We start from the raw sequence: 20,087 nt of genomic DNA, 5'->3' as shown, positions 1-20,087 counted from the left end.
CTATATCATAAGTTGTATTTGCTTGCTATGGATTAGCGAGTCCCAATCCACACTTTATTTTTTACATAATTCATTTTTATAATAAAGAAAAATAAACAAAACGAAGAATTTATGTCTGCGATTGAACAAAATAAAGACGGTATTAGATTAAGAATATTCTTACAGCCAAAAGCCAGTAAAGATCATATTGCTGGCATTCACGATGATGAACTAAAAATTACCATTACTGTGCCACCTGTTGATGGTCAAGCAAATGCGCATTTATTGAAATTTTTAAGTAAATCCTTCAAAGTGCCCAAAAGCAGTATTATTTTAGAAAAAGGGGAATTGAGCCGACACAAACAAGTTTGGATTCCTGACCCCAAATTAATTCCAAAAGAAATTCAAAATCTATTGTAAAAACAAAGAAAAAAATCACCGCACTTTGGTCTCCTACCCTATCAATTTATGCCATTTTACGGTATTCTATGCCACATTTTCTATTGTCAAAATGCTGCAAAAGTGCGGTTAAAATTTAAGGTGATTTTATGCAAGAACAATATCGCCCCGATATGATCGAACCAAAGGTTCAACAATATTGGGCAGAAAATAAAGTTTTCAAAGCAATCAAAGACGAATCTAAAGAAAAATATTACTGTCTTTCTATGTTCCCGTACCCTTCTGGTCGCCTACATATGGGGCACGTGCGTAACTACACTATTGGTGATGTAATTTCTCGTTATCAACGCATGCTAGGCAAAAACGTATTACAACCATTTGGTTGGGATGCTTTTGGCTTACCTGCAGAAGGTGCGGCGATCAAAAATAAAACTGCACCGGCTAAATGGACGTACGAAAACATTGCCTACATGAAAAAACAACTTCAGCTTTTAGGCTTTGGTTTCGACTGGGATCGTGAAATCGCAACCTGTAAACCAGAATACTACAAATGGGAACAATGGTTCTTCACTGAGCTTTATAAAAAAGGCTTAGTGTACAAAAAAACCTCAACCGTAAACTGGTGTCCGAATGATGAAACCGTACTCGCAAACGAGCAAGTACACGAAGGTTGTTGCTGGCGTTGTGATACACCGGTGGAACAAAAAGAAATCCCACAATGGTTTATCAAAATTACTGACTATGCAGAGCAATTATTAGGTGGTTTAGATACCCTTCCACAATGGCCAGATATGGTAAAAACCATGCAACGTAACTGGATCGGTCGTTCTGAAGGGGTAGAAATTACCTTTGATGTTACAGACACCAACGAAAAAGTGGCAGTTTACACCACGCGTCCAGATACCTTTTACGGCGTGAGTTATTTAGGCATTGCGGCAGCACATCCATTAGCAAGTTTGGCTGCTCAAAACAATCCCGAATTAGCCGCCTTTATCCAAGAAGCGAAAAACGCAAAAGTAGCAGAAGCTGATCTTGCGACAATGGAGAAAAAAGGAATGGCAACAGGCTTATTTGCTATTCATCCATTGACGGGTGAAAAATTACCGATTTGGGTAGCGAATTTCGTGTTAATGCACTACGGTACTGGCGCGGTAATGGCTGTTCCAGCTCACGACCAACGCGACTTTGAATTTGCTCAAAAATACAGTTTGCCAATTAAACAAGTGATCGCACCACTTGCAGATGAAGAAATTGATTTAACCAAACAAGCTTTCGTTGAGCACGGTAAATTAGTGAACTCAGCTGAGTTTGATGGTTTAGATTTTGATGGCGCCTTCAACGGCATTGCAGATAAATTAGAAAAATTAGGTGTTGGAAAACGCCAAGTGAATTACCGTTTACGTGACTGGGGCGTTTCGCGCCAACGTTATTGGGGGGCACCAATTCCGATGCTAACCCTTGAAAATGGCGATGTAGTACCTGCACCAATGGAAGATTTACCTATTATTCTACCTGAAGATGTGGTAATGGATGGCGTAAAAAGCCCAATTAAAGCTGATCCTAACTGGGCGAAAACCACTTTCAACGGCGTACCTGCATTAAAAGAAACGGATACCTTTGATACCTTTATGGAATCCTCTTGGTATTACGCACGTTACACTTGTCCACAATATCAAAATGGCATGCTTGATGCGGAAGAAGCAAACTATTGGTTGCCAGTGGATCAATATATCGGTGGTATTGAACACGCAACAATGCACTTGCTCTACTTCCGTTTCTTCCACAAATTATTACGCGATGCGGGATTTGTAACCAGTGACGAACCAGCCGATAAATTATTGTGTCAAGGTATGGTGCTTGCAGATGCCTTCTACTACACAAGTCCAACCAATGAGCGTATTTGGGTAAGCCCAACTCAAGTGACCCTTGAGCGTGATGAGAAAGGTCGCATCATTAAAGCCACCGATCCTGAAGGGCGTGAATTAGTCCACAGTGGCATGACCAAAATGTCAAAATCCAAAAATAACGGTATTGACCCACAAGAAATGGTAGAAAAATATGGTGCCGATACTGTTCGTCTCTTTATGATGTTTGCCTCTCCAGCAGAAATGACCTTGGAATGGCAAGAATCTGGCGTAGAAGGCGCGAAACGTTTCTTAGGGCGTGTTTGGAATTTGGTATACCAATATCAACAAAACCCAGCAAAAACTAGCCTAGATATCACCGCACTTTCAGCAGCGCAAAAAGCACTTCGTCGTGAAGTACATAAAACGATTGCGAAAGTGAGCGATGATATTGGTCGTCGTCAAACATTTAATACTGCGATTGCAGCAGTAATGGAATTGATGAATAAACTCACTAAGGCTTCCTTAGAAAGCGAGCAAGATCGTGCTGTTATGGCGGAAGCATTAAGTGCAGTTGTTCGTATGCTTTATCCAATTACGCCACATATCTGCTTTGAATTATGGCAAGTGCTAGGAAATGAAAGCAACATCGATACCGCTGAATGGGTGAAAGCTGATGAAGCCGCAATGGTAGAAGATGAAAAACTCATTGTTGTGCAAGTAAATGGTAAAGTTCGCGGAAAAGTGACTGTCCCAGCAACCTCTTCAGAAGAAGAAATTAAAGCGACAGCGAAAGCAGATCCTAATGTTGCAAAATTCCTTGATGGAAAAGAAATTCTTAAAGAAATCTATATTCCATTAAAAATGTTGAATTTTGTGGTTAAACCATAATCCGTAGAATCTGTGGAATATTGATATTTCACAGATTCTATCTTTATTAATGTATGGATTTTAAATTTATACACTCCACAATAAAGGTGATTTTTATGATTAAATCAATCAAAGCATTGTTCATTGTAACAAGTATTACCGCGCTTTCTGCTTGCGGCTGGCATTTTCAAAACGGTACATTAATTCCACAAGAATTACGTACTCTTACATTTGAAAGCCCTGATCCATACAGCGAAATGTCAGTGGCGATGCGCAATCAGTTACAAGCGAATAATGTTCAACTCGTCAATTCTACTCAAGGCATTCCTGTTTTGCGTATCAATAAATTCCGCACAAATGATGAAGTTGCTTCTGTCTTTAAACGCGGACGTGAAGCTGAAAAAGTATTAATGTTAGAAGTGGAAGCAAGCGTTCGTTTAGCAAATGGTGAAACTCATCCAATCACCGCAAAAGTCAACCGAACTTTCTTTGATAACTCTCGCGCAGCATTAGCAAAATCCGCCGAACAAGAGATAATTTGGAATGATATGCGTGAACAAGCTGCGCGTCAGCTTATTACCAAAATGGTTGCATTAGAAAAACAGGTTAAACATAAATAATGAATCGCATCTTCCCGGAGCAACTTAATCAACATCTTTCCCAACGTTTAGCCAAAGTTTACTTTTTGGTCGGGCAAGATCCATTGTTACTGAGTGAAAGTGAAGATGCCATTTATAAAACAGCCAACCAACAAGGATTCGATGAGAAAAATAGCATTCAGATTGATAACCAAACTGACTGGGCACAACTCATAGAATCCTGTCAGTCCATGGGATTGTTTTTTAATAAACAAGTCATGGTATTAAATTTACCTGAAAACTTCACCGCACTTTTACAGAAAAATCTACAAGAATTTATTTCGGTTCTACATGACGATATCTTGCTGATTTTACAAATTGCAAAGCTAGCAAAAGTAAATGAAAACCAAGCATGGTTTATTGAACTAAACCAATATGAAACCAGTGCGATTCTTGTAAATTGCCAAACGCCTACAGCTGAAAATCTCCCCCGTTGGGTAAAAAATCGTACCAAAACGATGGGATTAGAAGCTGATGATGAAGCAATCCAACAACTTTGTTACAGTTATGAGAATAACCTGCTCGCTCTTAAACAAGCTCTGCAGCTTTTAGATTTGCTCTATCCTGATCATAAACTTAACTACAATCGTGTAATTAGCGTAGTCGAACAATCCTCAATTTTTACACCATTTCAATGGATTGATGCGTTGCTTGTTGGAAAGGCAAATCGTGCCAAACGCATTTTAAAAGGGTTACAAGCTGAAGATGTGCAATCTGTTATTTTATTACGCACACTACAGCGAGAATTATTTACGTTGCTTGAACTTACCAAACCACAGCAACGTATTGTGACAACGGAAAAACTTCCAACTCAACAAATTAAGACTGAATTTGACCGTCTAAAAATCTGGCAAAATCGCCGACCGCTCTTTTTAAGTGCGATTCAACGTTTAACCTACCAAAAACTCTACGAAATTATCCAAGAACTTGCCAATATTGAACGTCTTGCTAAACAAGAATTTAGCGATGAAGTGTGGATTAAACTCGCTGATTTGTCTGTGAAAATTTGTTTGTAATCGCTATTGTTTTTTTTGCACTAAAATGGTATAATAAAATGCCACATCGGCAATGACTTATTAATTAACTTTCGTGAGGATATCATGATGAAAAAAACACTAGCTACACTTATTTTAATGGGATTTGGTTTTTCAGCTTCTGCAGCTGATTTGTCTGCAAGTTGTAAAACTTATTTCGCTGAAATTGATTCTTTCTTAGCATCAATGCCAGCTGCGCAAGCAAATGCAATGAAAGCACAATATGAATCAAGCAAACAACAATTTGCATCAATGCCCGTAGCGGCACAAGATCAGGCTTGTAATCAAGCGGCAGAGCAACTTAAACAAATGAAAGCTGCAATGCCGAAATAATTTGAAAAATCAATAGCTGTTATATAAACCCTAGTCTGACTAGGGTTTTATTTTATGGGATGGATAGCTTCATTCAATAAGCGATGAATTAATTTTGCATTAGCAGGAGGAAACTGCCCTGCATCTAATGCGCGTTGCTCAACCCAAAAACCTTCTTGCCCTTCTCGCCCAAAAGGCTCTCCAATCCATTCATCTACGACATAAAAGAAAAAAGAAATAATCTTTGTTGGATATTCAAATTGGAAGCGTTCGTAAAGTTCAGCATTTAATACAACAATGCCAATTTCCTCTTCCAGTTCACGTTTTAAAGCCTGTTCTGGAGTTTCTCCCGCATCCACTTTTCCACCGGGAAATTCTAAAGATTGGGCAAAATCCTGTCCTTCTAAACGCTGCGTTAAATAGATCTGCCCAAACTCATTACGAATAATCCCCGCAGCAACTTGTATAATTTTTTTATCCATTTCTTCTATCCAATAGCACCTATGAAAAAAGTGCGGTGAAAAATCACCGCACTTTGGCTAATCATTAATGGCGAGCAGCACGACTGCCATGACAATGCTTGTATTTTTTACCCGAACCACAAGGACAAGGCTCATTGCGTCCAATACGACATTCTGAATAATCTTCAGAATCTAAATTCTGGATTGCCTGACCATTTTCATCCACTGGTAAATTATTTTGATTGATGCGAGCAGTCATCTCCTGACGAGCACGTTCAGCTTCTTCCATTTCTTCTTGAGTACGCACACGTACACGCGTTAAAGTCGTGATAACGTGGTGTTTTAAAGAATCCAACATTTCCGTAAACATACGGAAAGATTCTTTTTTGTACTCTTGTTTTGGATCTTTTTGCGCATAGCCACGTAAATGAATACCTTGACGTAAATAATCCATCGCAGCTAAGTGTTCTTTCCAAAGCTCATCTAAAGTTTGCAACATGACACCTTTTTCAAAGTTGCGCATGGTTTCTTCACCAGCCAACGCTTCTTTTTCTTTATATTCTTTTTCTGCGACTTCTACGATGCGTTCACGCAAATTTTCTTCGTGAAGATTATTATCTTCTTCTAGCCAATGAGAAATTGGTAATTCCATACCAAACTCTTGAGCTAAACGTTCCTCAAGCCCTTTAATATCCCATTGTTCTTCCAAAGATTGCGGTGGAATATATTGATCAATCACGCTATTAAATACATCGTGGCGAATTGCGTTGATAGTTTCAGAAATATCATCATTATCAAGCAAATAATTGCGTTGCTCATAAATTGCATGACGTTGGTCATTTGCCACATCATCATATTCAAGTAGGTTTTTACGACCATCGAAATGGAAAGCCTCAACTTTTGCTTGAGCAGATGCAATCACTTTCGCCAACATTTTCGATTCCATAGCCTCACCAGGCACGGTGAACGCTTTACGCATTAAATTGAGTTTACCTTCATTTAAATAAATGCGCATTAAGCCATCTTCCAAAGAAAGATAAAAACGAGAAGAACCTGGGTCACCTTGACGACCAGAACGACCACGCAACTGGTTATCGATACGGCGAGATTCATGACGCTCTGTACCGATAATATGCAAACCACCTGCTTTCATTACAATCTCGTGGTTCTTTTCCCACTCAGCTTTAAGTGCTTCAATTTGTTCTTGAGTTGGATTTTCTAATTTAGCAGCCTGCGCTTTCCAGTTACCCCCAAGGATAATATCCGTACCGCGACCAGCCATATTCGTTGCGATAGTCACCGCACCAGGATAACCAGCTTCTGCCACGATTTCCGCTTCTTGTTGATGGAATTTCGCATTCAACACATTGTGTTTGATGCCCGCTTTATCTAAAGCCTTAGACAATTCTTCCGATTTTTCTACTGAAATCGTACCCACTAGCACTGGTTGCTGGCGTTCTACACAATCTTTGATGTCTTCAATAATTGCATTAAATTTATACTGTTCATTTTCAAACATCACATCGGTACGATCATCACGAATCATTGGACAGTTTGTTGGAATAACAACAGTTTCCAAGCCATAAATTTGTTGGAACTCAAACGCTTCGGTATCCGCAGTCCCCGTCATACCCGCAAGACGCTCATATAAACGGAAGTAATTTTGGTAAGAAATTGACGCAACAGTTTGGTTTTCACTCTTAATTTCAACCCCTTCTTTTGCCTCAATGGCTTGATGTAAACCATCTGACCAACGACGACCTGCCATTGTTCGACCGGTATGTTCGTCAACAATCACGATTTCACCATCTTTCACAATGTAATCAACATCTTTTTCAAACAATGTGTGCGCACGCAAGGCAGCCATAACATGATGAAGCAATACAATTCGACCAGGAGAATACAAAGAATCACCTTCTGGCATTAAACCTTCCGCAATCAACCAATCTTCCACTTTTTCTTGACCACGTTCCGTTAAATGTGCCTGTTTAGATTTAAGATCTAAAGTAAAGTCCCCTTCGCCTTGATATTCTTCTGTATCTTCTTTTTCCTGTTTAATTAAGTTTGGAATAAGTTTATTGACTGCAATATAAAGCGCAGAACTATCTTCTGCTTGACCAGAAATAATCAATGGCGTACGTGCTTCATCAATTAAGATGGAGTCAACCTCATCCACCAGCGCATAACCCAAAGTACGTTGGAAACGCTCTTCTTTTGAGTGGGCTAAGTTGTCACGTAAGTAGTCAAAACCAAGTTCACTATTGGTTGCATAAGTAATATCTGCTGCATAAGCTGCGCGTTTTTCTTCTGGCGGTAAACCAGGAATATTTACGCCTACACTCATGCCCAAAAATTCAAATAACGGACGGTTTGTTTCTGCATCTCGGCGAGCAAGATAATCATTCACCGTCACAACATGAACGCCTTTCCCTTCAAGTGCGATTAAATAACAAGGCAAAGTCGCAGTTAATGTTTTACCTTCACCAGTGCGCATTTCTGCGATACAGCGGTTAGTCAATACCATCCCACCAATAAGCTGAACATCAAAATGGCGCATACCAAGCACGCGCTTACTTGCTTCACGTACCGTTGCGAATGCTTCTGGTAAAATTTGTTGCAAAGTTTCTCCCGCACTTAAACGATCACGAAACTCTTGTGTTTTTGCTTTTAATTCATCATCACTTAATGCCTCAAAAGCTGGCTCCATTTTATTAATTTTAACGACTTGTTTTTTTAATTTACGTAGAATACGTTCATTACGACTGCCAAAAATTCTTGTTAAAATGCTCATAATTTCTCTTTTTAAATATATAAGTTAAATAGTTAAATGCTTATGAAATACTTTATTTCATGCATAATAATTTTTTAAAATATCGCTATTTCAATAGCAATATTCTTCACAAAAAACAGAAAAATTAAATAAGCAAGGGGCCTGCTCGAATTGGCGCACTAGGATTCAACGCATCAGCTAAAAAGTGCGGTTGAATTTTAAGTTGTTTTTCAGTTTGGTGGGAAATTGAAAGTTGAGGAATGGCTTGTCGTTGCACTTCACGTGCTACTTTTACCGTTTCCAACGCTTGTTGAATGGAAACACTCGAGGAATAATTTTCCGCATTATTTTGATTTTCAAAACTTTGTGCGTTAGGCAAAGCAAAAATCGCGATGATACTTAAAAGTAATCGCGACCAAAAATTCGGTTTGACAGTGCCTGAAATCATCGTCTCGTTGTTTATTATGAAAATTACGTGTATTGTAGCGGAAATCTAAACTAATGTCATTTACTAGGGAGCAGACTTTATGGAAAACAAAGCTGAGCGTTATCAAAAAGCAGTCAATATTATGGATGTGCTTGAGCAATCGCCCTTTGCAAAAATAATGAAAAAAGGTCTTGCCATCAATGAACTTAATCAAAAGTTTAACCGCATTTTTCCACAGGAATTTCACGGTAAATTTCATATTGGTAATATGATAGATAACTCAATTTTTATTGAGACAGCAAATGCGATCGTTCGCCAAGGAATTTTATTCAGACAGACAGAATTGTTGAAACTCATTCAAGAAGAATTTCCGCAGGTAAAACGACTTGAGATAACAATAAACCCTGGTTTTTAAAAGCTAAGAATAGGAGAAAATGGAGATTTAATATCAATCAGACTTTTTTAACAATGCTTTCTCTATTTTTTTCTCTTCGCGTCTCTTCTGAAAAAATGCGCTTAATTTCTGACTACACTCTTCAGCCAATACACCAGATGTAATCTCCAGAGTATGATTCATCTTATAATCATCAAAAAAATGGAAACGTGATCCCACCGCACCAGTTTTATAATCAGAAGCACCGAACACAAGGCGTTTAATTCTGCTATGCAAAATCGCCCCAGCACACATTGTGCAAGGCTCCAATGTTACATAAAGTGTGGTATTCAGTAGGCGATAATTTTGAATATTTTTCGCGCCATTACGCAAAGCGATAATTTCAGCATGCGCGGTAGGATCGCTTTGAACAATGGAGAGATTCCAACCTTCTCCAATAATATTTCCAGCATCATCTACCAAAACCGCCCCCACAGGAATCTCACCTAATGCTTCCGCTTTATCCGCAAGAGTAAGGGCATAGCGCATCATTTTCTCGTCAAATTCTGACCGCACTTTTGCCACATCCATTAGACGGAAAAAGGATATTTAATCGGCTCATGAGATTGATAGCCAATGACTTTGAAATCATCCATCGTGACCCAAGTTTCTAAATCTTCAAGTGTTTTTATATCTGGATTGATTTCTAATTTTGGCAACGGGAAAGGCTCGCGTTTAAGTTGCACATCACGCATTAATTCAAGCTGATCTTCATAAATGTGCGCATTCACAATTTTATGATATGCCTTGCCTGCTTTTTTACCCGTAATCTGTGCCATAAGCGCTAAGAAAGTAAATACTTGAATTTGATTGAAATTCAATCCAAGCGGAACATCACAGGAACGTTGATAGCTAGTGAGATGTAAGGTTTCGCCCACAAGAGAAAAAGTATGCGTGTGCATACAAGGACGAAGACAACCAAGATCAAATTCGCCAGGATTAAAAAAAGTGAGAATTTCGCCTCGATCATCGATACCTTTCGTTAAATTATTAACGATTTTACGTAACTGATCGATAGTTTCGCCATTAGGCTTACGCCATGCTCTGCCTTGCACACCATATACGCGCCCCATATCATCAACGCCTCTACGGTGCGGATTGGCAAGCCATGCGGCATTTTCATTCGCATTGGCATCCCAAGTTTTAGTACCAAGTGCACGGAAATCAGCAGCATTGTCATATCCACGAATGTAACCTAAAAATTCAGCAATGGCCGCTTTCCAATAACTTTTACGCGTGGTTATCAACGGAAATTGATTATTTGCCACATCATATTCTAAATCCGCATTAATCACTGTAAGGCAGCGTTTGCCTGTGCGCTCATTAGCAACCCATTCCCCTTCATTAACAATGCGGCGACAAAGATCAAGATATTGCTTCATAAAAATCTCCTATTTTATTACCGCACTTTTGCGTGAATACGCCCAAGCCATAATTAAGGCACCACCAATAATCATCGGTAAGCAAAGCGCTTGTCCACGCGTAATGACTCCAAAGAAATTTTCAACTTCAGGTTCACGCACATATTCCACAATAAAACGGAAGACACCATAACCAATTAAGAATAAGCCTGCAACAGACCCCATTGGACGTGGCTTTTTAATAAAAATATTCAGAATTGCAAACAATATTATACCTTCTAAAAAGGCTTCATAAAGTTGTGATGGATGACGAGGAAGTAAGAGCGGATCATTCGGGAAAATCATTGCCCAAGGCACATCCGTTTCGCGTCCCCATAGCTCAAGATTAATGAAATTACCAATTCGACCTAAACCTAAACCAAACGGAATCAAAGGCGCGACAAAATCAGCCGTTTGCCAAAAATGACGTTTTTGTGAATAAGACGTCCAAATCATGGCTACAATTACACCAATTAAGCCGCCGTGGAACGACATTCCACCTTCCCAAACACGGAATAAATAAAGTGGTTCTTGTAAGAAATGATCGAGATTATAGAAAAATACATCGCCAACACGTCCGCCAATAAATACCCCCATAAAACCGTTGAAAAGTAAGCTATCAACTTGATCCACTGTCCAACCGCTATTTGGACGATTAGCACGGCGAACCGCAAGCCAGCGTGCAAAAACAAAGCCTAAAAGGTACATCAAGCCATACCAACGTAAGCCGATATTGCTATCACCAAGAGTAAAAATGGTTGGTTCAAAATGAGGCAGAAGCAAATAATTTGAATTCATAATCTTCTCTATCTAGTGAACATATCAATAGCAATGATAATTAAGAAAAGTGCAAACCCTTTCTTTAAGGTTGGCACGGGTAATTTTGAAGTAGCTGTCGCACCAAGTTTTGATGTGAAAAACGATGTGGCAGTAATACATAACACTGCAGGGAAATAAATGTAGCCTAAAGAATATTCCGGCATTGTAGCATTCCCCCAGCCACTTAACATAAAACTGAACATTCCAGAAGTTCCGAGTAACATGCCACAGAAAGCCGAGGAACCAATGGCCTTTTTTATATCGATACCACGAGAATTTAAAAACGGAACAATAAATCCACCACCGCCAATACCTGCAGCACTAGATACCATGCCAATTAAAATACCACCGATAATAGACGATTGAGTCGTCAAAGGTTTAACTGTTTTATTTGTCTTAGGTTTAATAGATAAGACCATTTTAACAGCGAGATAAACCACTAAACAGGCAAATAATTTACTAGAAATATCGCGATCAAGTTTTCCGATAAAGAAACCACAAATAAAGACACTAAGCATAATGCTCGGAGCGAGAACTTTCACCGCACTCCATACAACATTACCTAACTTATGATGTCGTTGTGCCGAAGAAAATCCAGTAATAACAATCGTGGCAAAAGAGGTACCAAGTGCGGTAGACATTAACAAAGGTTCTGGCACGCCTACCATTGGTAATAAATAGACTAATACTGGTACTATAAGCAATCCGCCACCAATACCAAAAAGCCCAGCTAAAAAACCAGCCACACACCCCACAAGCAAACAAAGCAAAATAAAACTAAGCATTATGAATTCCTTGTTTTATTGAAAAAACGTTTTGGAAATTTTGAACCATTGTATTTTTTAGGATGATTGTAAGCTTTTTGCTCCAATTCTCGTGAAGGTTGATATACTGGAGGATTTTCCGAAAACAACACGCTCGAAAATTCTTTCATCGCTTTACGATACACTTCTTTTTTGAAAGATACGACCTGGCGAACAGGATACCAAAAACTCACCCAACGCCATCCATCAAATTCTGGCGATTTGGTCGTTTTCATATTGATATTTTTTTCATCGCCAACAAGCTGCAACAAAAACCAGCGTTGTTTTTGACCTATACACATCGGCTTGCTGTCATAGCGCAACAAACGTTTTGGTAATTTATAACGCAACCAATGCTTAGATACATACAAAATACGCACATCTTTAGGTTGTAAACCAACTTCTTCGTGCAGCTCGCGATACATTGCTTGTTCGGCACTTTCATTATCATTAATGCCACCTTGCGGAAACTGCCACGAATTTTGCCCACAACGCTTCGCCCAAAGCACTTGCCCTTTGCGATTACAAATCACAATACCCACATTTGGACGGTAGCCATCAAAATCGATCACTATCGTTTTACCTTAAATTTTCATATAAAAATAGTCTGCAGATTGTTTCATAAATCAGTGTTTTTATCAACCAAAGGGCTGGTTACACAAGAAAATACACAGATTGTGGATAACATTGTGAATAATGGATTTCTGATTGTGAATTGATCACGTAAAAACAGAGAAGGAGCCTTATCTCATCAAACTTGAAAATAAATTGAGTTATTTCCAATCAAAAGATCTAAAACAAAAATAAACCGCACTTTTTACACACAAAAATGCAAGAAAGTGCGGTAAAAAAATACAATTTTTAAAGCGATTCCATTCATCAAAGATCTTTTGGTCATCTCTTTGAGTTATTCAATATTTCTGTGGATAAAATTGTGGTTGAGAAAATCCATAATGTTGTATAACTCAAACAAACCTTTCCAAGCTAATTCCAAGGTAAAATTTATCCATTTAAATTCAAGTATTTAGCAGCAAAATATGACAATATTTGTAATACACAGAAGTCTCTAAATTTTAATGTCTAATTTTTAAACAAATTATTTTAGGCTGGCAAAATAACGTTCCCAATCGAAATATTGACCAGGATCGATCTTACGTCCTGGCGAAATATCACAATGCCCAACAATTCGTTCTTTCGTAATTTTAGGGTAACTTTTCATGATTAAGTTAGTCAGCTCTTGCAATGCCAAATACTGCTCATTAGTAAAAGGTTGTTCATTACTCCCCTCCAACTCAATTCCAATGGCAAAATCATTACATTTTTCTCGCCCTTGAAAGCTAGATAATCCAGCATGCCAAGCCCTTTGGTTAAAATTAACATATTGCGTGATTCGCCCATCTCGTTCAATCAAACAATGGGCAGAAACGCGCATTTGATAAATTTCTTCAAAATAAGGATGAATTTTAGGATCTAATTTCCCTTGAAAAAAATCATCCACATATCCGCCACCAAATTGTTCTGGAGGTAAGCTAATGTAATGGATCACAAGAAGTGAAATATCTTGTAAATCTGGACGTTCATCAAAATGCGGAGATGGAATTTGTCGACAAGCAGTCAGAAATCCTTTCTCAATATCTTTTATTTTTCGCATACATTTTTCCTATTTTTGCGATCAGGATCGCAGAAAAAGTGTGATCTGTTTTACAAAACAATTTTTCCTTTTCACAATATTTCAGCCAATAAAGGCTTAACGAAAGGAAAATAAATGAAACTAACTACACAAACTACCTTGAATAAAGGGTTTACCTTAATTGAATTGATGATAGTCATCGCTATCATCGCGATTTTAGCCACTATCGCTATTCCTTCTTATCAAAATTATACCAAAAAAGCAGCGGTATCCGAATTACTGCAAGCTTCTGCGCCTTATAAGGCTGATGTGGAATTATGTGTATATAGCACAAATGAAACAACAAACTGTACAGGTGGAAAAAATGGTATTGCAGCTGATATTACAACAGCAAAAGGCTATGTAGCCTCAGTGAAAACTCAATCGGGTGGCATTACCGTAAAAGGGGATGGCACATTGGCAAATATGGAATATATTTTGCAAGCTACAGGTAATGCTGCAGCAGGTGTAACTTGGACAACAACCTGCAAAGGAACGGATGCCTCTTTATTTCCAGCAAATTTTTGCGGAAGTATCACACAATGACGAGCTATGCTTTATTCCATACTCAACATGTAACCGCTCAAAATGGCGAGGTATTTACGATCTCGCCAGATTTATGGGAACGTAATCAGCAGCAACAATCCTTGCTCTTGCGGTATTTTGCTTTGCCACTTAAAGAAGAAAATAATCGTCTCTGGCTAGGGGTTGATTCTCTCTCCAATCTTTCAGCTTGTGAAACCATTGCGTTTATAACAGGAAAACCTGTCGAACCAATTTTGTTAGAAAGCAGCCAACTCAAAGAATTGTTACAACAACTTACTCCGCGCCAAATGCAAGTGGAAGAGCAAGTTAAATTCTATCAACATCAAGAACCCCATTTTGAACAAGAAGATGATGAACCTGTTATCCGCTTACTTAATCAGATTTTTGAATCTGCCTTACAAAAAAATGCCTCTGATATTCATTTAGAAACCTTGGCTGATCAGTTTCAAGTGCGGTTTAGAATTGATGGTGTTTTACAACTGCAACCCTTAATAAGCAAAATATTCGCCAATCGTATTATTTCACGCTTAAAATTACTGGCTAAATTAGATATTAGTGAAACCCGCCTTCCACAAGATGGACGATTTCAATTTAAAACTACGTTTTCCGATATTCTTGATTTCCGTCTTTCAACGTTACCAACTCATTGGGGAGAGAAAGTTGTCCTGAGAGCACAGCAAAATAAACCCGTAGAACTCAGCTTTTCTGAACTGGGCATGACCGAGAGTCAACAGCAAGTATTTCAACGTGCGCTTAGCCAACCACAAGGATTAATTTTAGTAACCGGCCCAACAGGAAGTGGGAAAAGTATCTCACTTTACACCGCACTTCAGTGGCTGAATACCCCAGATAAACATATTATGACAGCGGAAGATCCCATTGAAATTGAACTTGATGGCATTATTCAAAGCCAAATTAATCCACAAATAGGACTAAATTTTAACCGCCTATTGCGCACTTTCTTACGCCAAGATCCCGATATTATTATGTTAGGCGAAATTCGCGATGAAGAAAGTGCAAGGATTGCATTACGTGCGGCACAAACTGGGCATTTGGTGCTTTCAACTTTACATACCAATGATGCAATATCTGCTATATCTCGCTTACAACAACTCGGTATTCAACAGTATGAAATTGAAAACAGTTTACTGCTCGTTATTGCGCAGCGTCTTGTACGAAAGCTTTGTTCAAAGTGCGGTGGAAATTTAATAAATTCTTGTGATTGCCATCAAGGTTATCGAGGGCGAATCGGCGTGTATCAATTTCTACATTGGCAACAGAATGGCTATCAAACGGATTTTGAGAATTTACGAGAGAGTGGTCTAGAAAAAGTTAATCAAGGAATAACCGATGAGAAAGAAATTGAACGTGTGTTAGGTAAAAATTTATGACTAAAAAACTCTTTTATTATCAAGGCAACAACACACTAAATCAAAAACAAAAAGGTTCAATTATTGCGGATACGAAACAACAAGCACACTTTCAATTAATAAGCCGCGGGCTTACTCACATCAAATTACAACAAAACTGGCAATTTGGGGCAAAGCCCAAAAATTCAGAAATCAGTGAATTACTCAATCAATTAGCAACATTGCTACAGTCCGCAATTCCGTTAAAAAACAGTCTGCAAATTTTGCAACAAAATTGTACTCAAATTATGCTCAATGAATGGCTTGAACAGCTACTCCAATCCATTGAGTCAGGTTTAGCATTCTCACAAGCCATTGAACAACAAGGAAAATATCTCACTCAACAAGAAATTCAACTGATTCAAGTGGGAGAAATGACGGGAAAACTTTCCGTTGTTTGTAAAAAAATAGCCTCGCATCGTAGTCAATCTTTGGCATTACAACGCAAATTACAGAAAATCATGTTGTACCCATCAATGGTGTTAGTCATTTCACTATTACTAACACTCGCATTATTGCTTTTTATCGTGCCTCAATTTGCTGAAATGTATAGTGACAATAATGCCGAATTACCAACAATAACCGCAATATTGCTCTTTATATCCAATTTTCTTAAGCAAAATATTGGCATTTTGCTATTTTTCTCTTTTAGTTTTTTTCTATTTTATTACTTCTATCTAAAACGCCAGACCTGGTTTAATCAACAGAAAAACCAACTTATCTCTATCACGCCTATTTTTGGCACAATTCAAAAGCTTTCACGTTTAGTGAACTTTAGTCAAAGTTTACAAATTATGTTGCAGGCCGGCGTACCGCTTAATCAAGCACTAGAGAGTTTTCTCCCTCGCACACAAACGTGGCAAACCAAGAAAACTCTTGCAAATGACATCGTATTAGATAAAGAAGTGCGGTCAATTTTACAATGGGTTTCTCAAGGCTATGCGTTTTCTCATAGTGTAAGTAGCGATCTGTTCCCGATAGAAGCACAACAAATGCTCCAAATTGGCGAGCAAAGCGGAAAACTCGCTTTAATGCTAGAGCATATTGCGGATAATTACCAAGAAAAACTTAATCATCAAATTGACTTACTCTCACAAATGCTAGAACCATTAATGATGGTGATAATCGGCAGTCTGATTGGGATTATTATGATGGGAATGTATTTACCTATCTTTAATATGGGTTCTGTTATTCAATGATTTATTTCACAATGTTTTTATTAGGCGGTATCTTAGGGATCGTATTGTGGTTCTACCTATCTGGTTTTATTACACGTTTGCAGCAAGAGATTTATGCGACTTACGTTGAATTATTTCCACAAAACTTTCTGTCATTTCAGCCTAGCTTTTCCTCTATTCAACAAAAAAAGTGCGGTCATATTTTGAGGTATTTTTTAAGTGTTGGGCTAGGATTTCTATGTTTACAAATTACCTTCAAGGACTCTACTTTCGCTATATGGCTAGGGCTCACACTTATTATCCTTTGGGCAATTAGTTATCTTGATTGGGATTATCAACTTATTTCTACGACTCCCTGTTTATGGTTACTTACTCTCGGTTTATTTGGAGCTGACAATAACTTTTCATTGCTTACGTTATCTGAAAGCATAAAAAGTGCGGCTAGTTTTTTTATTGTTTTCTACGCAATCTATTGGATTGCAAAATGTTATTACAGAAAAGAAGCCTTTGGACGGGGAGATTATTGGCTAGCAATGGCATTAGGAAGTTTTATTCATTTAGAAACCTTACCGCACTTTTTATTATTAGCCTCAGTGCTTGGAATATGTTTTTCGCTTATTCATAAAAAGAAAAAAGAATTTATACCTTTTGCCCCTTTTATGAACTTATCAGCTGTCATCATTTATTTCGTCAAATATTACGGATATTAAAAAGGGGAAAACATAATATTTTCCCCTTGTTCTTCATAGAAGTGCGGTTGCTTTTACGAACGTTTCATCACTTCAAAAAACTCTTCGTTGGTTTTCGCCATCATCAGCTTATCAATCAAGAATTCCATTGCATCCACTTCATCCATTGGATTAAGAATCTTACGAAGGATCCACATTTTTTGTAATTCATCAGATGTTGTGAGTAAGTCTTCTTTACGAGTACCTGAGCGTTTAAAGTCAATGGCTGGGAATACGCGTCTTTCTGCAATTTTACGAGAAAGGTGTAATTCCATATTACCCGTACCTTTAAATTCTTCGAAAATAACTTCATCCATTTTTGAACCGGTATCAACTAGCGCAGTGGCAATAATAGTTAAACTACCACCTTCTTCCACGTTACGTGCAGCACCAAAGAAACGTTTTGGACGATGCAATGCGTTAGCATCCACACCACCAGACAAAATTTTACCTGAAGCTGGAGTGACTGTATTGTAAGCGCGCGCTAAACGAGTAATAGAATCAAGCAAAATGACCACATCTTTTTTATGCTCTACTGAACGTTTCGCTTTTTCGATTACCATTTCTGCCACTTGAACGTGACGAGTTGCGGGTTCATCAAAAGTAGACGCAATGACTTCGCCTTTTACTGAACGTTGCATTTCTGTCACTTCTTCTGGGCGTTCATCAATCAGTAATACGATAAGTTCCACATCAGGATAATTATGCGTGATACTTTGCGCAATATTTTGCAGCAACATGGTTTTACCCGCTTTTGGTGGTGCTACGATTAACCCACGTTGGCCTTTACCAATTGGCGAGGCTAAATCCAAAATACGGGCAGTCAAATCTTCTGTTGAGCCATTGCCACGTTCCATTCTTAAACGCGAATTAGCGTGCAATGGCGTTAAGTTTTCAAATAAGATTTTGCTACGAGAAACTTCGGGTTTATCGTCATTAACTTGATCAACTTTTAAAAGTGCAAAATAACGTTCGCCTTCTTTTGGTGGACGAATTTTGCCTTCGATTTTATCCCCAGTTTGAAGATTAAAACGACGAATTTGACTTGGGGAAACATAGATATCATCAGGGCCTGCAAGGTAGGAACTGTCAGCAGAACGAAGGAAACCAAAACCATCTGGTAAAATTTCTAACACGCCACCGCCGAAAATATCTTCGCCACTTTTGGCGTGCTGTTTTAAGATTGCAAAGACAATATCTTGTTTACGCAAACGTGCTAAATTTTCTAAGCCCATCTGCTCCTCGCCGAGTTTCACAAGATCAGAAACAGGCGTATTTTTAAGTTCTGTTAAATGCATAATGAATAAATATTGGAATTAATAAGAATTGATTATTCGAATGGTGGGCTTGCACCCTTTGAATGGCGCGTAAATTACCACTAAAACCCTACGCTGTCTAGCTTTTATTAGCATTTAATATAAAAAATTACCGCACTTTTTTTAAGAACTTATTTTGGAAGTTTAGCCGTCTAGATTGTTATTTATTTGATTTTTAATTAGAATACGGACAATTTGTAAGGTTATCAATAAGCACTTAAGGTAAATTATGGCAGATTGGGACGGAAAATATATCAGCCCTTATGCAGAACATGGCAAAAAAAGTGAGCAAGTAAAAAAAATTACAGTATCCATTCCCATTAAAGTACTGGAAATTTTGACTAATGAACGCACTCGCCGCCAATTGAAAAGTTTACGTCACGCAACTAACAGTGAATTGCTTTGTGAAGCGTTCTTGCACGCATTCACAGGACAGCCTTTACCCACCGATGCAGATTTAATGAAAGAGCGTAATGATGAAATCCCTGAAGATGCCAAAGTGCTTATGCGTGAATTAGGTGTCGATCCAGAAAGTTGGGAATATTAACCGCACTTTTCACTTATCCGTTCAAGCCATTCAAAATTGAACATTCAGGGTAGTCATTGCCCTGACAATTATCATGCCAACGCTGCAATTCTTGTACCATTTTTTGTAACTGTTCTATTTGTTGATTCAACATCGCAATATGTTGAGCAGTTAGCACTTTCACTTCTCGGCAGCTACGCTTAGGATTATCTTGTAGTGCTAATAATTGTGCGATTTGATGTAACGAAAACCCAACATTGCGTGAGTGTCGAATAAAATGCAACCTTTCTAAATCACTTTCTCCATAATTTCGATAGCCTGACAAACTGCGAACAGCGGGTTTAATTAACCCTATTTTTTCATAATCACGGATTTGTTTTGTAGATAAACCTACTAATTTTGCGGCTTCACTAATATTCATAAAAAACTTCTTGACCTTAACCTTATGTAAAGGTTTATAGTTTAACCATCAATAAAACAACTAACAAGGAGTAAAAATGAAAACTATCACATTAAACATAAAAGG

At 38.2% G+C, this 20,087-nt stretch carries 22 protein-coding genes; 11 read left to right on the top strand and 11 right to left on the bottom strand.

Going from position 1 to position 20,087, the window contains the following annotated elements:
* Positions 1 to 111: 111 nt before the first annotated feature.
* The 5 genes from yggU (at position 112) to ABW51_RS08585 (ending at position 5,097) form a co-directional block, all read left to right on the top strand.
* Positions 112 to 399 (top strand): DUF167 family protein YggU, encoded by a 288-nt coding sequence (gene yggU, locus ABW51_RS08605; RefSeq protein WP_053466411.1) that lies wholly within the window; start codon positions 112 to 114, stop codon positions 397 to 399.
* 128 nt (positions 400 to 527) lie between these two features.
* On the top strand, positions 528 to 3,113 hold the full coding sequence (gene leuS, locus ABW51_RS08600; protein ID WP_053466410.1) for a leucine--tRNA ligase: 2,586 nt from the start codon (positions 528 to 530) through the stop codon (positions 3,111 to 3,113).
* A gap of 95 nt (positions 3,114 to 3,208) precedes the next feature.
* Positions 3,209 to 3,712 carry an LPS-assembly lipoprotein LptE gene (locus tag ABW51_RS08595; RefSeq protein WP_053466409.1) on the top strand — a complete coding sequence of 168 codons (504 nt, stop codon included), beginning with the start codon at positions 3,209 to 3,211 and terminating at the stop codon, positions 3,710 to 3,712.
* Positions 3,712 to 4,746, top strand: coding sequence for a DNA polymerase III subunit delta (gene holA, locus ABW51_RS08590; RefSeq protein WP_053466408.1), 1,035 nt, complete (start codon positions 3,712 to 3,714; stop codon positions 4,744 to 4,746). Before ABW51_RS08595 ends, holA begins: the two co-directional genes overlap by 1 nt.
* Before the next feature lie 87 nt (positions 4,747 to 4,833).
* Entirely contained in the window at positions 4,834 to 5,097 is a 264-nt protein-coding gene (locus ABW51_RS08585; protein ID WP_032803225.1) for a DUF5339 domain-containing protein, read from the top strand.
* A 47-nt stretch (positions 5,098 to 5,144) separates the two neighbouring features.
* Here ABW51_RS08585 and mutT read toward each other — a convergent pair whose 3' ends face one another.
* From mutT to secM, 3 genes are all read right to left on the bottom strand, one after another.
* Positions 5,145 to 5,558: an 8-oxo-dGTP diphosphatase MutT gene (mutT, locus tag ABW51_RS08580; RefSeq protein ID WP_053466407.1), complete on the bottom strand. Its 414-nt coding sequence runs from the start codon at positions 5,556 to 5,558 to the stop codon at positions 5,145 to 5,147.
* A 64-nt stretch (positions 5,559 to 5,622) separates the two neighbouring features.
* The gene (secA, locus tag ABW51_RS08575; RefSeq protein ID WP_053466406.1) at positions 5,623 to 8,328 is read right to left on the bottom strand and encodes a preprotein translocase subunit SecA; all 2,706 of its coding nucleotides are present in this window, start codon (positions 8,326 to 8,328) and stop codon (positions 5,623 to 5,625) included.
* A 124-nt stretch (positions 8,329 to 8,452) separates the two neighbouring features.
* Entirely contained in the window at positions 8,453 to 8,755 is a 303-nt protein-coding gene (gene secM / locus ABW51_RS08570) for a secA translation cis-regulator SecM (protein WP_053466405.1), read from the bottom strand.
* A gap of 79 nt (positions 8,756 to 8,834) precedes the next feature.
* On the opposite strand from secM, the gene ABW51_RS08565 reads away from it, so the two are divergent.
* On the top strand, positions 8,835 to 9,149 hold the full coding sequence (locus tag ABW51_RS08565) for a DUF721 domain-containing protein (RefSeq protein WP_053466404.1): 315 nt from the start codon (positions 8,835 to 8,837) through the stop codon (positions 9,147 to 9,149).
* 33 nt (positions 9,150 to 9,182) lie between these two features.
* On the opposite strand, the gene tadA is transcribed toward ABW51_RS08565, so the two are convergent.
* The 6 genes from tadA to ampD all read right to left on the bottom strand — a co-directional run bounded on the left by tadA (position 9,183) and on the right by ampD (position 13,840).
* Positions 9,183 to 9,698: a tRNA adenosine(34) deaminase TadA gene (gene tadA, locus ABW51_RS08560; protein WP_053466403.1), complete on the bottom strand. Its 516-nt coding sequence runs from the start codon at positions 9,696 to 9,698 to the stop codon at positions 9,183 to 9,185.
* Entirely contained in the window at positions 9,698 to 10,549 is an 852-nt protein-coding gene (locus tag ABW51_RS08555) for a thymidylate synthase (RefSeq protein ID WP_053466402.1), read from the bottom strand. The genes tadA and ABW51_RS08555 overlap by 1 nt, the downstream gene beginning before the upstream one ends.
* A 9-nt stretch (positions 10,550 to 10,558) precedes the next feature.
* Complete coding sequence (gene lgt / locus ABW51_RS08550; protein ID WP_053466401.1) at positions 10,559 to 11,365, bottom strand: prolipoprotein diacylglyceryl transferase; 807 nt, start codon at positions 11,363 to 11,365, stop codon at positions 10,559 to 10,561.
* 8 nt (positions 11,366 to 11,373) lie between these two features.
* Entirely contained in the window at positions 11,374 to 12,171 is a 798-nt protein-coding gene (locus ABW51_RS08545; protein WP_053466400.1) for a sulfite exporter TauE/SafE family protein, read from the bottom strand.
* The gene (rppH, locus tag ABW51_RS08540) at positions 12,171 to 12,761 is read right to left on the bottom strand and encodes an RNA pyrophosphohydrolase (protein ID WP_053466399.1); all 591 of its coding nucleotides are present in this window, start codon (positions 12,759 to 12,761) and stop codon (positions 12,171 to 12,173) included. Before rppH ends, ABW51_RS08545 begins: the two co-directional genes overlap by 1 nt.
* A gap of 524 nt (positions 12,762 to 13,285) precedes the next feature.
* Positions 13,286 to 13,840 carry a 1,6-anhydro-N-acetylmuramyl-L-alanine amidase AmpD gene (gene ampD / locus ABW51_RS08535; protein WP_053466398.1) on the bottom strand — a complete coding sequence of 185 codons (555 nt, stop codon included), beginning with the start codon at positions 13,838 to 13,840 and terminating at the stop codon, positions 13,286 to 13,288.
* Positions 13,841 to 13,954: 114 nt separating this feature from the next.
* Between ampD and ABW51_RS08530 the strand changes: the two genes are divergently transcribed.
* The 4 genes from ABW51_RS08530 to ABW51_RS08515 are packed head-to-tail and all read left to right on the top strand — an operon-like array spanning position 13,955 to position 17,701.
* Entirely contained in the window at positions 13,955 to 14,404 is a 450-nt protein-coding gene (locus ABW51_RS08530) for a prepilin-type N-terminal cleavage/methylation domain-containing protein (RefSeq protein WP_053466397.1), read from the top strand.
* A complete protein-coding gene (locus ABW51_RS08525; protein WP_053466396.1) occupies positions 14,401 to 15,795 on the top strand; it encodes a GspE/PulE family protein in 1,395 nt (464 codons plus the stop codon). Before ABW51_RS08530 ends, ABW51_RS08525 begins: the two co-directional genes overlap by 4 nt.
* Positions 15,792 to 17,012 carry a type II secretion system F family protein gene (locus tag ABW51_RS08520; RefSeq protein WP_053466395.1) on the top strand — a complete coding sequence of 407 codons (1,221 nt, stop codon included), beginning with the start codon at positions 15,792 to 15,794 and terminating at the stop codon, positions 17,010 to 17,012. The genes ABW51_RS08525 and ABW51_RS08520 overlap by 4 nt, the downstream gene beginning before the upstream one ends.
* The gene (locus ABW51_RS08515) at positions 17,009 to 17,701 is read left to right on the top strand and encodes a prepilin peptidase (protein WP_053466394.1); all 693 of its coding nucleotides are present in this window, start codon (positions 17,009 to 17,011) and stop codon (positions 17,699 to 17,701) included. The genes ABW51_RS08520 and ABW51_RS08515 overlap by 4 nt, the downstream gene beginning before the upstream one ends.
* Before the next feature lie 53 nt (positions 17,702 to 17,754).
* On the opposite strand, the gene rho is transcribed toward ABW51_RS08515, so the two are convergent.
* Entirely contained in the window at positions 17,755 to 19,017 is a 1,263-nt protein-coding gene (rho, locus tag ABW51_RS08510) for a transcription termination factor Rho (protein WP_005629550.1), read from the bottom strand.
* A 247-nt stretch (positions 19,018 to 19,264) separates the two neighbouring features.
* On the opposite strand from rho, the gene metJ reads away from it, so the two are divergent.
* Positions 19,265 to 19,582, top strand: coding sequence for a met regulon transcriptional regulator MetJ (metJ, locus tag ABW51_RS08505; protein WP_005634287.1), 318 nt, complete (start codon positions 19,265 to 19,267; stop codon positions 19,580 to 19,582).
* A gap of 13 nt (positions 19,583 to 19,595) precedes the next feature.
* On the opposite strand, the gene ABW51_RS08500 is transcribed toward metJ, so the two are convergent.
* Positions 19,596 to 19,982: a Cu(I)-responsive transcriptional regulator gene (locus tag ABW51_RS08500; RefSeq protein WP_053466393.1), complete on the bottom strand. Its 387-nt coding sequence runs from the start codon at positions 19,980 to 19,982 to the stop codon at positions 19,596 to 19,598.
* Positions 19,983 to 20,087: the final 105 nt, after the last annotated feature.

It is taken from the genome of Haemophilus sp. C1, assembly GCF_001276515.1.
GTDB lineage: Bacteria > Pseudomonadota > Gammaproteobacteria > Enterobacterales > Pasteurellaceae > Haemophilus.
The sequence above is the reverse complement of the archived record's forward strand: the minus strand, read 5'-3'. Positions and strand labels throughout refer to the sequence as shown.

What these genes read in the sequence shown, in the direction of transcription:
- yggU (WP_053466411.1), top strand. Translation starts at nt 112, where the DNA reads ATGTCTGCGATTGAACAAAATAAAGACGGTATTAGATTAAGAATATTC.
- leuS (WP_053466410.1), top strand. Translation starts at nt 528, where the DNA reads ATGCAAGAACAATATCGCCCCGATATGATCGAACCAAAGGTTCAACAA.
- ABW51_RS08595 (WP_053466409.1), top strand. Translation starts at nt 3,209, where the DNA reads ATGATTAAATCAATCAAAGCATTGTTCATTGTAACAAGTATTACCGCG.
- holA (WP_053466408.1), top strand. Translation starts at nt 3,712, where the DNA reads ATGAATCGCATCTTCCCGGAGCAACTTAATCAACATCTTTCCCAACGT.
- ABW51_RS08585 (WP_032803225.1), top strand. Translation starts at nt 4,834, where the DNA reads ATGAAAAAAACACTAGCTACACTTATTTTAATGGGATTTGGTTTTTCA.
- mutT (WP_053466407.1), bottom strand. Translation starts at nt 5,558, where the DNA reads ATGGATAAAAAAATTATACAAGTTGCTGCGGGGATTATTCGTAATGAG.
- secA (WP_053466406.1), bottom strand. Translation starts at nt 8,328, where the DNA reads ATGAGCATTTTAACAAGAATTTTTGGCAGTCGTAATGAACGTATTCTA.
- secM (WP_053466405.1), bottom strand. Translation starts at nt 8,755, where the DNA reads ATGATTTCAGGCACTGTCAAACCGAATTTTTGGTCGCGATTACTTTTA.
- ABW51_RS08565 (WP_053466404.1), top strand. Translation starts at nt 8,835, where the DNA reads ATGGAAAACAAAGCTGAGCGTTATCAAAAAGCAGTCAATATTATGGAT.
- tadA (WP_053466403.1), bottom strand. Translation starts at nt 9,698, where the DNA reads ATGGATGTGGCAAAAGTGCGGTCAGAATTTGACGAGAAAATGATGCGC.
- ABW51_RS08555 (WP_053466402.1), bottom strand. Translation starts at nt 10,549, where the DNA reads ATGAAGCAATATCTTGATCTTTGTCGCCGCATTGTTAATGAAGGGGAA.
- lgt (WP_053466401.1), bottom strand. Translation starts at nt 11,365, where the DNA reads ATGAATTCAAATTATTTGCTTCTGCCTCATTTTGAACCAACCATTTTT.
- ABW51_RS08545 (WP_053466400.1), bottom strand. Translation starts at nt 12,171, where the DNA reads ATGCTTAGTTTTATTTTGCTTTGTTTGCTTGTGGGGTGTGTGGCTGGT.
- ampD (WP_053466398.1), bottom strand. Translation starts at nt 13,840, where the DNA reads ATGCGAAAAATAAAAGATATTGAGAAAGGATTTCTGACTGCTTGTCGA.
- ABW51_RS08530 (WP_053466397.1), top strand. Translation starts at nt 13,955, where the DNA reads ATGAAACTAACTACACAAACTACCTTGAATAAAGGGTTTACCTTAATT.
- ABW51_RS08525 (WP_053466396.1), top strand. Translation starts at nt 14,401, where the DNA reads ATGACGAGCTATGCTTTATTCCATACTCAACATGTAACCGCTCAAAAT.
- ABW51_RS08520 (WP_053466395.1), top strand. Translation starts at nt 15,792, where the DNA reads ATGACTAAAAAACTCTTTTATTATCAAGGCAACAACACACTAAATCAA.
- ABW51_RS08515 (WP_053466394.1), top strand. Translation starts at nt 17,009, where the DNA reads ATGATTTATTTCACAATGTTTTTATTAGGCGGTATCTTAGGGATCGTA.
- rho (WP_005629550.1), bottom strand. Translation starts at nt 19,017, where the DNA reads ATGCATTTAACAGAACTTAAAAATACGCCTGTTTCTGATCTTGTGAAA.
- metJ (WP_005634287.1), top strand. Translation starts at nt 19,265, where the DNA reads ATGGCAGATTGGGACGGAAAATATATCAGCCCTTATGCAGAACATGGC.
- ABW51_RS08500 (WP_053466393.1), bottom strand. Translation starts at nt 19,982, where the DNA reads ATGAATATTAGTGAAGCCGCAAAATTAGTAGGTTTATCTACAAAACAA.